At 70.3% G+C, this 11,857-nt stretch carries 13 protein-coding genes and 1 pseudogene; 7 read left to right on the top strand and 7 right to left on the bottom strand.

Annotation, left to right across the window (positions count from 1 at the left end; all coding sequences use genetic code 11):
- Nucleotides 1-12: 12 nt before the first annotated feature.
- Nucleotides 13-288 carry a hypothetical protein gene (locus C2865_RS40470; RefSeq protein ID WP_232835434.1) on the top strand — a complete coding sequence of 92 codons (276 nt, stop codon included), beginning with the start codon at nt 13-15 and terminating at the stop codon, nt 286-288.
- Here C2865_RS40470 and C2865_RS40465 read toward each other — a convergent pair.
- A pseudogene (locus tag C2865_RS40465) lies at nt 253-393 on the bottom strand (helix-turn-helix domain-containing protein); the annotation flags it as partial. The gene C2865_RS40470 and the pseudogene C2865_RS40465 overlap by 36 nt on opposite strands.
- A 224-nt stretch (nt 394-617) precedes the next feature.
- Between C2865_RS40465 and C2865_RS02635 the strand changes: the two are divergent.
- A complete protein-coding gene (locus C2865_RS02635; protein WP_106396650.1) occupies nt 618-1,109 on the top strand; it encodes a hypothetical protein in 492 nt (163 codons plus the stop codon).
- Between the two features lie 37 nt (nt 1,110-1,146).
- Here C2865_RS02635 and C2865_RS02630 read toward each other — a convergent pair whose 3' ends face one another.
- Entirely contained in the window at nt 1,147-2,010 is an 864-nt protein-coding gene (locus C2865_RS02630) for a helix-turn-helix transcriptional regulator (RefSeq protein ID WP_106396649.1), read from the bottom strand.
- A 140-nt stretch (nt 2,011-2,150) separates the two neighbouring features.
- Here C2865_RS02630 and C2865_RS02625 point away from each other — a divergent pair, with 140 nt between their 5' ends.
- Complete coding sequence (locus C2865_RS02625; protein ID WP_106396648.1) at nt 2,151-3,065, top strand: SDR family NAD(P)-dependent oxidoreductase; 915 nt, start codon at nt 2,151-2,153, stop codon at nt 3,063-3,065.
- A 33-nt stretch (nt 3,066-3,098) separates the two neighbouring features.
- Here the strand turns inward: C2865_RS02625 and C2865_RS02620 are convergent, their stop codons facing one another.
- The 4 genes from C2865_RS02620 to C2865_RS02605 all read right to left on the bottom strand — a co-directional run bounded on the left by C2865_RS02620 (nt 3,099) and on the right by C2865_RS02605 (nt 7,736).
- Complete coding sequence (locus tag C2865_RS02620) at nt 3,099-4,703, bottom strand: acyl-CoA synthetase (protein ID WP_106396647.1); 1,605 nt, start codon at nt 4,701-4,703, stop codon at nt 3,099-3,101.
- Between the two features lie 136 nt (nt 4,704-4,839).
- Entirely contained in the window at nt 4,840-5,676 is an 837-nt protein-coding gene (locus C2865_RS02615) for a VIT1/CCC1 transporter family protein (RefSeq protein WP_106396646.1), read from the bottom strand.
- 475 nt (nt 5,677-6,151) lie between these two features.
- Nucleotides 6,152-6,568 carry a VOC family protein gene (locus tag C2865_RS02610; RefSeq protein ID WP_106396645.1) on the bottom strand — a complete coding sequence of 139 codons (417 nt, stop codon included), beginning with the start codon at nt 6,566-6,568 and terminating at the stop codon, nt 6,152-6,154.
- A gap of 19 nt (nt 6,569-6,587) precedes the next feature.
- Complete coding sequence (locus tag C2865_RS02605; protein WP_106396644.1) at nt 6,588-7,736, bottom strand: serine hydrolase domain-containing protein; 1,149 nt, start codon at nt 7,734-7,736, stop codon at nt 6,588-6,590.
- A gap of 210 nt (nt 7,737-7,946) precedes the next feature.
- On the opposite strand from C2865_RS02605, the gene C2865_RS02600 reads away from it, so the two are divergent.
- The 3 genes from C2865_RS02600 (at nt 7,947) to C2865_RS02590 (ending at nt 10,302) form a co-directional block, all read left to right on the top strand.
- A complete protein-coding gene (locus C2865_RS02600; RefSeq protein WP_106397446.1) occupies nt 7,947-8,453 on the top strand; it encodes a DinB family protein in 507 nt (168 codons plus the stop codon).
- 281 nt (nt 8,454-8,734) lie between these two features.
- Nucleotides 8,735-9,670: a L,D-transpeptidase gene (locus C2865_RS02595; RefSeq protein WP_106396643.1), complete on the top strand. Its 936-nt coding sequence runs from the start codon at nt 8,735-8,737 to the stop codon at nt 9,668-9,670.
- Between the two features lie 56 nt (nt 9,671-9,726).
- On the top strand, nt 9,727-10,302 hold the full coding sequence (locus C2865_RS02590) for a P-loop nucleotide/nucleoside kinase family protein (RefSeq protein ID WP_106396642.1): 576 nt from the start codon (nt 9,727-9,729) through the stop codon (nt 10,300-10,302).
- Between the two features lie 6 nt (nt 10,303-10,308).
- Here the strand turns inward: C2865_RS02590 and C2865_RS02585 are convergent, their stop codons facing one another.
- Nucleotides 10,309-11,118: an NmrA family NAD(P)-binding protein gene (locus C2865_RS02585; protein ID WP_106396641.1), complete on the bottom strand. Its 810-nt coding sequence runs from the start codon at nt 11,116-11,118 to the stop codon at nt 10,309-10,311.
- Nucleotides 11,119-11,276: 158 nt separating this feature from the next.
- Here C2865_RS02585 and C2865_RS02580 point away from each other — a divergent pair, with 158 nt between their 5' ends.
- Complete coding sequence (locus C2865_RS02580; RefSeq protein ID WP_106396640.1) at nt 11,277-11,846, top strand: NADPH-dependent FMN reductase; 570 nt, start codon at nt 11,277-11,279, stop codon at nt 11,844-11,846.
- Nucleotides 11,847-11,857 lie beyond the last annotated feature (11 nt).

Raw genomic sequence — 11,857 nt, 5'->3', positions numbered from 1 at the left:
TCCGATCTGCGAATGCCGGGAGAGCTCCTGGAGCTGTCGGAGTGCGGCCAGCTCGGAGAGCAGTTCGCTCAGCGGACGGGGCGGAGCCGCCAACTCCGGAGGGACTTCGACCGTGACCAGAGACCTGCGGAGGTCCGCGATGGCGGAGTGGACCCGTTCGGCCCGGTCGGGGAGATGGAACGGCTGTCCGTAGAGGTCGGCGGGGTCGACGCCGAGTGCTCCGGCGGTGGCTGCGATGAACGCGGGTGTGGCGACTTTGTGGCCGGCTTCGACCTGGGCGATGTGTGAACGGGAGTAAGCCGTTCGTTGGGCGAGTCCGTGTTGTGTCAGCCCGCGTTGTTTCCGGGCTCGGGCGATGCGGACTCCTACGGGTTCAGGCCTGGCATCGGACATGCGCGACTCCGGCTCTCGAGGCGTTCCTCCTTCAGGCTACGAGCCGTTCCCGCCCCCGTCAGGTGCCGCTCGGAAGCTTTACCGGGCGGGCTTCCCGGCGGGCGGATCAGGGACCTGGCGCCCTGAACTCCGTCCACGGTTCGAGCGGATAAGGGAGTGGACGAGAGCTCGATGCGCTCGCCTTCCCGAGGAAGGAGAACCAAATGCGAGGAACGGTTCTGGCAATGACCGTGCTGGCCGCGTTCACGAGCGTGGTGGTGCTCTACAGCAGCGTGACGTTCATGAACGGGATCATGCAGCTGGCGGTGGTGGGGGTGCTGTTCTCGGGAACCGCGACGGTCGTCCTGGCCTGCGGGTGGAGGCGGCGGACGGCTTGGACGGCGGTACCCGTGTTGCTTCTCACGGGCGCGGTGGGGCTGGTCTTCACGAGCCTGCCGGAGCGGGCGACGCTCGTCCTCATTCGTGATGATCTCCAGCGGATGGCCGAGAACGGCAAGGCCGGACGGGTCGGGCCGTACCACGTCGAGGAACCGGTCCGGGAGGGCACCGCGGTGCTGATGCAGGTCTCGGGAACCGGCTGGATCTTCTCTCACGAGGGATTCATCTACGCCCCTGACGGCGCCTCCACCATTCCCCCACTGGGAGAAGGTGCCGAAAGCCTCCGCTTCTGGCACCTGGACGGCCCTTGGTACCGGTACTACATGCAGGAAAGCTGACGCCCTCGGCGAGACGGCGGCACCGGACATGCCGCGATCACGGCAGGGCCGCAGGGCTCGCCGTCGGGGTGGCGCCGGTGACGCGGAGGAGGTCGAGTTTCCCCGCGTCGCTGCTTCCGGCGGCCGCCGTGTAGGTGACCATGCGGAGGTCGACTCCTGGGACGATGAGGACGTCGCAGTCGAGCAGGATGTCGCCGATCTCCGGGTGCCGGATCGTCTTGCGGTCGGTGGCGTGCTGGGCCGCCGCCGTCTCCGTGTTCCACAGGTGGGCGAAGACTCCGGACGTCTCCCGGAGGTCCTGGACGAGATGGGTGAGCCGGGTGTCCGCGGGGTACCGGGACACGGCTTCCTTGAGGTCGGCGACGATCGACGACGCGAAGGCGTCCTGTCCGCGTTCGGAGCGGACGGGCAGCAGGGCTCCGTTGCCGAACAGGACGCGGGCGAGGTTCCTCCGGGCGGCGGGGAGGGCGGACGGGTCGCCGTACAGGGCGCTCCACATGGAGTTCCACCACACGAGGGACCAGTCGGCGGTGAACACCCCAATGGGGAAGTCTCCGAGGCGGGCGGCGAGCCGTTGAACGCCAGGAGGCACATGCGTGCTGACCGTTCCGTCCTGCGGAGGGAGCAGCCCGGCGCTTCGGTACAGCTGGTCCCGTTCGGTTCGGGAGAGTTGGAGGGCGCGGGCGAGAGCGCCGACGACCTGGGACGAGGGGTGCGTCGCGCGGCCCTGCTCCAGCCGCAGGACGTAGTCGACGGAGAGCCCGGACAACTGCGCGAGCTCTTCGCGGCGTAGTCCCGGGGCGCGGCGGCCGGCCATCGCGGTGAAACCTGCGTCAGCGGGGGAGAGACGGTCACGCCAGGCACGTAGCAGTGCGCCGAAACCGGAACGGGAAGTGGCCATGGTGCCATTCTCGTCGTCCGGAGCCGGATGAGCCTGGGTATCGCTGATCCCAGGGACGGACACGGCACTGGTTAGCGGTGGCGGGAGCGGCGAACGTGGTGGTGCGCCGCTTCGGGCGCTCGATTACTGGAGGAACTGCCATGCGCTCCACCATCGTGATGACGGGCGCGAGTCGCGGGATAGGCCGCGTCGCCGCGGAACACATCCTGCGCAGGTCACCGGACGTGCAGCTTCTCGTCGTCGCGCGGGAATCCGCCGTCGCGCAGATGTCGGGTGAGCTCGGCACGGGCGTCTCGTACGTCGCGGCGGATCTCGGTTCGCTCGCGAGCGTGCGGACGGCCGCCGCCGAGATCCGGGAACGCCTCGATCGGGGCGACCTGCCGCCGCTGCGCGGTTTCGTGGGCAACGCGGGTGTGCAGTACACGAACGCGCTCACCGAGGGGCCCGAGGGGTTCGAGGCGACCTTCACGGTCAACGTGCTCGCCAACCACCTGTTCGTCCGCCTGCTCCAGGACCGTTTCGCCGCTCCCGCACAGATCACGATCACCGTCAGCGACACGCATTTCGGCGACTTCAAGCACAACCTGGGCATGGTGCCCGGCCCTCTCTGGCAGTCCCCGGAGACCCTCGCACGTCCAGGCGCCTTTCCCGAGCCGGACACCGCGGCCGCCGGGCTCACCGCGTACTCGACGAGCAAGCTGGCCGCCATCCACCTCGTGCACGAGTACGCGCGCCGCCTGCCGGAGGGCGTCGACGCCGTCGCCTACAACCCGGCGTTCGTTCCGGGCACCGGCCTCGCCCGCGACTCGGGCCCCGTCGCCCGGTTCGCGATGCGCTACGTCATGCCGCTGCTGACCCTCACGCCCTTCGCGACCAGCCGCAGCGCCGCGGGCCGGTACCTCGCCGACGTCGTCCTCGGCACGACCAAGGCACCGAGCGGGTCCTACGTCGACCGCGGTGCCGTGGTCAGGTCGTCGGAGGAGTCCTACGACCCGCGGCGCGAACACGAACTCTGGGAGGCCGTCGAACGGTTCACCGAGGCTCACGCCACCTGACCCGCGCCCGCGGGAGCGGTGGGGGAGCCGTCGTCAGGCGTCTTCCGAGGCCAGTTTCGCGTGCTGGATCCGGAGGTCCTTTTTGAGGATCTTGCCGCTCGGGTTCTTGGGGAGGGCTTCGGCGAGGACGACGTACTTGGGGCGTTTGTAGGAGGCGAGGACCTCGCGGGCGTGGGCGTGGACGGCCTCGGCGGTGAGGCCGGTGCCGGATTTGGGGACGATGACGGCGGTGACGGCTTCGATCCAGCGGGGGTGGCCGATGCCGAAGACCGCCACCTCGGCGACGCCTTCGAGGCGGTAGAGGGCCTCTTCGACCTCGCGGGAGGCGACGTTCTCGCCACCGGTCTTGATCATGTCCTTCTTGCGGTCGACGACGGTCAGGTAGCCGTCGGCGTCGATCACGCCCAGGTCGCCGGAGTGGAACCAGCCGTTGCGGAAGGCCTCGGCGGTCTTGGCCTCGTCGTTGTAGTAGCCCAGGGACGCGTGGGGGCTGCGGTGCACGATCTCCCCCACCTCGCCGGGCGGCAGCGGGCGGTCCTCGTCGTCGACGACGCGGGTCTCCACGTTGAGCGCGGCGCGGCCGGCCGAGCCGGCGTGCGGGAGCTGCTCGTGCGGCTGCAGGATGGTGGCCAGCGGGGACATCTCGGTCTGCCCGTAGAAGTTCCACAGGCGCACGCCGGGCAGCCGCTCCCGCAGCTCGCGCAGGATCTCGACGGGCATCGGGGAGGCGCCGTAGTAGCCCTTGCGCAGGCTCGACAGGTCACGGGTGCCGAAGTCGGGGTGGCGCAGCAGCGAGATCCACACCGTCGGCGGGCAGAACAGCTTGGTGGCCTTCTCGGCCTCGACGGCGGCCAGCAGCGCGGCCGGGTCGGGGGAGGGCAGGATGACGCTGGTGGCGCCCAGGTGGACGTCGACGGAGAAGAAGCAGTCCAGCTGCGCGCAGTGGTACATCGGCAGCGCGTGGACCTCGACGTCGTCGGCGCTCATCCCGCCGTCGATCGCGCAGGAGACGTACTGGCTGATCAGCGACCGGCTGGACAGCAGCACGCCCTTGGGCCGCGACTCCGTGCCGGAGGTGTACATCAGCCGCAGCGGGTCGTCGTCGGCGACCAGGACGTCGACCGGCGTCTCGTCCCCGGCGTCGATCCAGGAGTCGACGTCCTCCCAGTCCCCGGACACGGCGGCGCCCGACAGGACGATCCGGCCGCGCACCCCGCCGGAGAGCCCGGCGAGGGCGACCGCCTCGTCCGCCGTGGGGACGAGCGCGTCCTCGGCGACGATCCCGCTCGCCCCGGAGTGGGAGAGGATGAACGCGACCTCCTCCGCGCCGAGCATGAAGTTGACCGGCACCAGCACGACGCCCAGCCGCGCCGTGGCGAAGACCAGCACGGCGAACTGCCACGAGTTGTGGCTCAGCAACGCCAGCCGGTCGCCCTTGCCCAGCCCGCGCGCGGCCAGCGCGTTGGCGCACCGCGTCACCGCCAGATCGAACTCGGCGAACCCCACCCGCCGCCCGCCCGCGACGATCGCCGTCTTCTCCGGATACCGCAACGCCGTCCGGCGCAGCAGATCCCCCACCGCATGCCGCCGCGCTCCGTCGATCAACTCGACCGTTCCAGGGGTGAATTGTTGCTCCATGCGCTGATCCTCCCCACGGGAACGGGGCGCTAACGCCCACACCGAACGGCATTCCGTCCCGCTGCGCCCATCCGCCGCCCCGACGTCCCGCACCTGCTGGAAACGTGCGCGTTCCGCCGGGCGACGGGACGCGCCGTCACACGATGCCGGTGGTGCCCAGGAGGGCGCCGGTGAGGTAGGTGGCGGCCAGGGCCAGGGCGCCGCCCGCGGTCACGCGGAACGCCGCGCGCAGCCAGGAGCCGCCGCCGATCAGGGCGGCCAGCGAGCCGGCCAGGGCCAGGCCGGTGAGGGTGGCGGCGAAGGCGATCGGGACGCGCAGGTGGGGCGCGGGCAGGAGGATCGCCAGGAGCGGCAGGAGGGCGCCGATCGCGAAGGCGACGAACGAGGCGATCGCGGCGTGCCAGGGGCTGGTGACGTCGTCCGGGTCGAGGTTGTGCCGCTCGCGCAGCTGGGCCTCCAGCGGGTCGTGCGCGTACAGCTCCCGTGCCACCTGGCGGGCGGTCGCCGAGGAGAGGCCGCGGTGCTCGTAGGAGCGGACCAGGGCCCGCAGCTCGGTGTCGGGGTCGGCGGCCAGGGCGCGGCGCTCCTCCTCGATGAGGTGGCGCTGGCTGTCCCGCTGGCTGTGCACGGAGACGTACTCGCCGAGCGCCATCGACACGGCGCCGCCGATCGAGGCCGCGAGCCCGGCCAGGAGGATCGGCTGACTGGAGGAGGTGGCCCCGGCGACGCCGACGACGACGGCCGCGGTGGACACGATGCCGTCGTTCGCCCCCAGGACGCCCGCGCGCAGGGCGTTGAGCTTGCGCTCGAGGCCGCCCGTGCGCGGCTCCGCGTCGCCGGTACGGGACTCCGGACCGTCCGCGCGGTACTGGAAGCCGTCTGCGTAGAGTTCCGGGTCGTCTGTACGGAGGCCGGGCCGGGGGGTGGTCTCGGTCGTGTCGGGACGGTCCTTGAGTGCGGCAGACTCCCTCATGATGACTGCGGGTCTCCTTCGTGAAGCCCCGGACGCGTTCGTCCGGTGGCGCCTCCGCGTCGAGGCGCCGGAATGCGCGATAACGGTTCTCGATGTCATATGGACGGGCGGCCGACGACGGGAGCCGGTGTTCCCCCGAGGCCGTCGTCCATCAGTGATGACAACATTCCGTCCGCGCTCCCCATTCCCCTTTCCGGAAGAATTCAGAAGACCGTTCATCAGTAAGGCAAGGCTGCCCTAAATTGCTTTCCGCGGGGGCTCCCAGCCTTTTGTGGGCTCCGTCACTTTCAGGGTCGGCACCCCTGGACTCCCACCTCGCAGGGCATTCCGGACCGCGCCTTCGGCCCCTTTCGCCGGGCGGTTCCTCCGGAATCACCGTGCTCGCCCCTCGCCGAGTCGAATGAGGGCGAGGGACGTCCGGTCCGCAGTGCCGAATGGCGCCGGAGGCGAAATTCTCGGCTTTCTTCCGCTCCGGTCACCGGGGCTTGTGGCCCACTTCCTGGACGAGGAAGGTGTTGCCGTCGGGATCGTCGATGGACAGGAAGGAACCGTAGTCGGCGCGGTCGGGGGCGGGGCCGGGGGTGCGTCCGTCCTGCCCGAAGTGGAAGATCTCGCTGACGGGTGCGCCGCGGGAGGTGAGGTCGGCGTGGGCGGCCTCGATGTCGGTGACGACGAGGTGGAGCCCCTGGACGGAGCCGGGGGCGGCCTGGGTGATGCCCCTGCCGATCGACAGGGAGCAGGACGAGCCCGGCGGGGTGAACTGGACCACGCGGAAGTCCTCGCCCCTCTCGACGTCCAGGTCGACGTCGAAGCCGAGCTTCTCGGCGTAGAAGGCCTTGGTGCGGTCGACGTCCGTGACGGGGACGAGGACGAGTTCCAGCTTGTATTCCATGGGCTTGTCTCCCAGGGGGTCAGGCGTCGAGCGCGCGGTACAGGGCGGACAGGAAGGCGTCGATCAGGGGGCCGGGCGGGGGGATGCACTGGGTGAGCAGGACGGCGGCGGCATCACGCTCGGGGAAGGAGTACCAGACGGTGCCCAGGCCGCCGCCCCAGCCGTAACGGCGGGTGCGGGCGCCGGTGCCGTGGCGGGGGGTGACGACCTCCACGCCGTGGCCCCAGCCGCTGCCCTGGAGGAGTGCCCGGGCGGTGGCGGAGCGGGGCGGGGGATCGAGGTGGTCGGTGGTCATGGCCGTGATGGACGCCGGTGAGAGCAGGCGCGTGCCGTCGGCGGCCCTGCCGTCGTCGAGCAGCATCCGGGCGAAGCGCAGGTAGTCGGAGGCGGTGGAGACCAGGCCGCCGCGCGCGTCGGGGAAGGCGGGCGGAGTGTTCCACCGGCTGCCGTCCGTCCCGTCGAACGTGACGAGCCCGCCCCGTTCGTCGGGGGTGAGGCAGGGGACCAGGCGGTCCCGGGCGTGCTCGGGGACGGTGAAGCCGGTGTCGGTCATGCCGAGGGGGCGCAGGAGGCGGTCGTGGAGCAGGACGTCCAGCGGTCGCCGTGCGGCGCGGGCGAGCAGGACGCCCAGGACGCCGAAGGCCAGGTCGTAGGTCCATTCCGTGCCGGGCTGGTACATCAGCGGCAGCCGGGCGAAACGTGCGATCCACTCATCGGGGGTGAGCGGGCACGCCGGGTCCGGCGGCCCGACGCCGACGCCGAGGGCCGACGCCTCCTCCAGGACGGGGCACGGCCCGTCGAAGTGCAGGCCGAGTCCCATCCGCATCGTGAGCAGGTCGTCCACGGTGATCGGGCGTTCGGCGGGCACGGTGTCGTCGAGCGCCCCGTCCGGGCGCCGCAGGACGCGCCGGTCCGCCAGTTCCGGGATCCAGCGCTCGATCCCGTCCCCGGTCGACAGCAGGCCGTCCTCGGCGAGCATCAGGGTCAGCGCGGCCATCAGCGGTTTGGTCATGGACGAGAGGCGCACCACCGCGTCACCGCGCATCTCCCCCACGGCCGCGGCGTACGTCCGGCCGCCCGCGGCGACGGCCAGCACGGCCCCGGGCACCGTCCCGGCCGCGACGTGCGCGCCGACCGCGCTGCGGAGCCGTTCTCCGTCGATCACCATGCCCCGACGCTACCCAGCGGGTCTGACAGAACACGGTCCGTGTGAGGAAAGGGCAGCTCAGAGGCGTGATCGCCGGCGATGCGGGCGGGCGCGGTGAGGTCCGACGCCGACCGCGCGTCGCGGAAGGAGGCGGGGAGGTGGCCGGATGGCGCCAGGCGGCTCTCCCGCAAACGAGTGGGCAGATTCGTGGAGAATTGTGATGATCTGTCCATGGATGTTGAGCAACGTACCGAGCGGCCTCGGGCGGCGGACGAGCTGGCGACGCTGGCCGGGTTCCTGGAGTTCCAGCGGGACACGCTGGCGTTGAAGTGCGCGGGGCTGACGGGCGAGCAGCTCAGGCGGAAGGCCGTCCCGCCCTCGGAGTTGTCGCTGCTGGGGCTGGTGCGGCACCTGGCCGAGGTCGAGCGCGGATGGTTCCGGAACGTGATCGCGGGGGACGGGGTGCGGTTGCGGTGGGGGACGGGGTCGCCGCGGGTCTCGGGTTTCGGCGTCGAGGACGCCGACGTGGAGGAGGCGTTCGCCGTCTGGCGGGAGGAGTGCGCGAGCTCCAGGGCGATCCTGGCGTCCGCGGAGTCCCTCGACGTCACCGGCGTGCACCGGACGGGTCGCGTCTTCTCCCTGCGTTATGTCCTCACGCACATGATCGAGGAGTACGCCCGGCACAACGGCCACGCCGACCTGCTGCGCGAGTGCATCGACGGGGTCACCGGCGAGTAGGCGCTCCCGGGCTCCCGGCGCAGGCCCGCGCCGGGCCGCGGGCGGCGCCCGCCGCGGTCTCCGTTCCCCGGGAGGCCGCGGCGGTGCGCTCGCGGGCCGGCCGCAGAAGTTCCGTCTTCGGTGTCACGGTTGTGAGTCAGGTGGGTGAGGATCTGATGGATTCTGGGGGGACCTCCACGAGTATCGGGGCTGGTGGCGAGTAGTGTTTTTGATCTGCTCGTTAGTGATTGTCGGGGTATGGGGGCATACTTCCGGCGCGCGAAACCCCTGGAGAAGAGAACATGCGTGGCGTCGCCCTGCTCGGGTTGTGCTCTTTGATGTTGGTGACGGGACTGGCCGGCGGGGCGGCCGCCGCACCGGTGGCGGACGAAGGGGCGGAGCGGGCGAAGGCCCGGAGGCTCTCCATCGACGACATCACCCCGAGGCGGGGCGAGAAGGTCGGCACCGGGATGCCGATCATGTTGCGGTTCAACCAGAAGATCCGCAACAAGAAGGCGGTGGAGCAGGCGCTGGTCGTGGAGTCGACCAAGCCGACCGAGGGCGCCTGGTTCTGGACGACGAGCTCGCGCGGGACGTCACTGGCGATCTTCCGGCCGAAGACGGAGTGGAAGCCGAACCAGACGGTGACCGTCCGGGCCGAGCTGAAGGGCGTCAAGGCCGGCAACAAGGTCGTCGGCATGAAGAACGGCAGCATGTCGTTCCGGGTCGGCGACTCGCACGTCGTGAAGATCAACTCGAAGAAGTACCGCGCCAGGGCCTACCGGAACGGCAAGCTGGTGCGCTCCTGGCCGGTGAGCCTGGGCTCCGGCGGCGAGCGGAAGAACGGTGTGGACGTCCTCATCACCACCAGCGGGGTGCACCTGGTGATGGCGCACAGCAAGCTGGAGCGGATGATCTCTCCGGGCAAGAAGAAGGGCGACCCCGGCTACTACGACGAGATGATCCCGTGGGCGACGCGCATCAGTGCCAGCGGCGAGTACATCCACCAGAACATGTCCGACCCGTCCTGCCTCGGCCGCCGCAACTGCAGCCACGGCTGCGTCCGCTCCCCCGGCAAGGACGCGAAGTGGTTCATGAACTGGTCGTACCGCGGTGACAAGGTCATCATCACGGGCACGAAGCGGAAGCTGGACTGGAACAACGGCTGGGGTTACTTCCAGATCCCGTGGAAGAAGTGGGTGGCGGGCGGCGCCCTGAAGCAGTCCGTCCACACCTGATACGGCACCGAAGGGCCCGGCGGAAGCCGGGCCCTTCGTCGTCATAACGTGGCCTGATGAACGACTCGGCACCCGTCTGGATCGTGGCCGGCCCGCCAGGAAGCGGCAAGACGACGACCTGCTCACTGCTCCTGGAGCGTCTCCGCCCGGTGCCGGCCCTCCTGGACAAGGACACGCTGTACGGCCACTTCGTCGCGGCGACGCTCGCCGCCGCGTCACGCGATCCGGGGGAGCGCGAAGGCCCCTGGTACGACGAGAACATCAAGAGCCACGAGTACGCGGGGCTGACGGCCACCGCCCGCGAAATTCGTTCCCACGGCTGCCCTGTGCTGCTCAGCGGCCCCTTCACCGGCCAGATCCGCGACCCGCGAAGGTGGAAGACCTGGCAGGAGGAGCTGGGCGGCGCACCCGTGCGGCTCATCTGGATCCGCACGGACGCGACGACCCTGCGCACCCGCCTTGCGTCGAGGAACCTCGCGCGGGACACGGGAAAACTCGCGGCCTTCGACGCCTTCATCAAGCGCATGCAGCCGGACGTCCCGCCTCCGGTCCCCCATTTCGAACTGGACAACCGCCTGGAGAGCGCACCTCTCCCGGAGCAGATCGACGCCCTCCTCTCCAGATGGCGCTGAGACGGATCACCGGAAGGCGTCCGCGTGGTCCCGTGCCCACTGCCGGAAGGAGAGCGCCGGTACTCCTGTCACCTCCTCGACCGTGGAGGTGACAGGCTCAGGCGCTTCGACCAGTGAGCCGTGGTAGTTCAGCAGGTTCTCCGCCATGGCCGAATCCCAGCCTTCGCCGATCATCTGGGCGAGGGCCGCCTCCCGGGAGAGCTCCTCCCAGCGGACCGGACGCCCGGTGGCCTCCGCGATGAGCTCGATCTGCCGCCGCTGCGTCACGACCTCCGGCCCTGTGACGACCAGTTCGGCACCGGCGTAGGCGTCGTCGCGCAGGGCTCGGGCCGCGACCGCCCCCAGGTCGTGTTCGTGCACGAGGGAGCGGCCTGCCGCGCCGAAGGGTTTGCGGACGGTGCCCGACCTGACGGCGTCGGCCTCCCACAGCAGGTTGGTGGCGAACCCGCCCGCCCGGATGAACGTGCGCTCCAGACCGGACGCGTCGATCATCCGCTCCAGCTCGGCGTGGGTGCGGGTGATGTCGTCGTCCAGGCCCAGCCCGACGGTCAGGGTGGACAGGAAGACGACACGCCTCACCCGCCGGGACAGCAGCTCCACCAGCGGTTCGGCCAGGGAGGGGGGTGCCAGGGGCCACAGCAGGAAGACGCGGTCCACGCCGTCCAGCGCCTTCTCCATCAGCGCCAGGTCGGTCAGTTCTCCGGCGACGGCTCCGGGACCGCTCGCCGAGCGGGACAGCCGGCGGGGCTTCATGTCCTTCAGGTGGGCGGCCACATGCCGGCCGACGTTCCCCGTGGCTCCGGTGATCAGGATCATCGTGATCTCCTCTCGTCGAAGCCCATCGTGGAAGGTGAAGTTCAGTTGAGGTCAAGCGCTCCGTTGCGCGATCCGCATTGCCGCAAGAACTTTGACTTCAAGTGAACTTCAACTTCTAACCTGCCGGTGATCGCACTTTCACCGATGGGAGAAGAACGATGACCGGACCGATCAAGCTCGCCGTCCTGCTGGGAAGCAACCGCGAGGGGCGGATGTCCCCGAGGGTCGCGCGGTGGTTCGTCGAGCAGGCCGAAGCGCGCGGGGACGTGAAGGTGGACGTCCTGGACGTGGCGGAGCTGAAGCTGCCGGAGGCGCTGGACGGCAGGGCACCCGCCGTCGCCGCCGCGAGGCCGCGCTTCGCGGACGCGGACGCGTTCGTGGTCGTGACGCCCGAGTACAACCACAGCTTCCCCGCTCCCCTGAAGTCGGCCATCGACTCCTTCCACCAGGAATGGCAGGCCAAGCCCGTCGGCTTCGTCTCCTACGGCGGCATGTCCGGCGGGCTGCGCGCCGTCGAGCAGCTCCGGCAGATCTTCGCCGAACTGCACATGGTCTCCGTCCGGGACAACGTGAGCTTTCACAACGTGTGGGGCCACGTCGGCGAGGACGGGAGCTTCCCCACCAGCCCCGACGGCTGCAACCAGGCCGCGAAGACGATGCTGGACCAGCTCGTCTGGTGGGCGGACGCCCTGCGCGAGGCCAAGCGACGCACCCCCTACGGCAGCTGACGGGAGGGGAG

The sequence above is a fragment of the Actinocorallia populi genome (genome assembly GCF_002995495.1).
Classification (GTDB): domain Bacteria; phylum Actinomycetota; class Actinomycetes; order Streptosporangiales; family Streptosporangiaceae; genus Actinocorallia; species Actinocorallia populi.
This window is presented reverse-complemented; position numbering and strand designations above follow the sequence as displayed.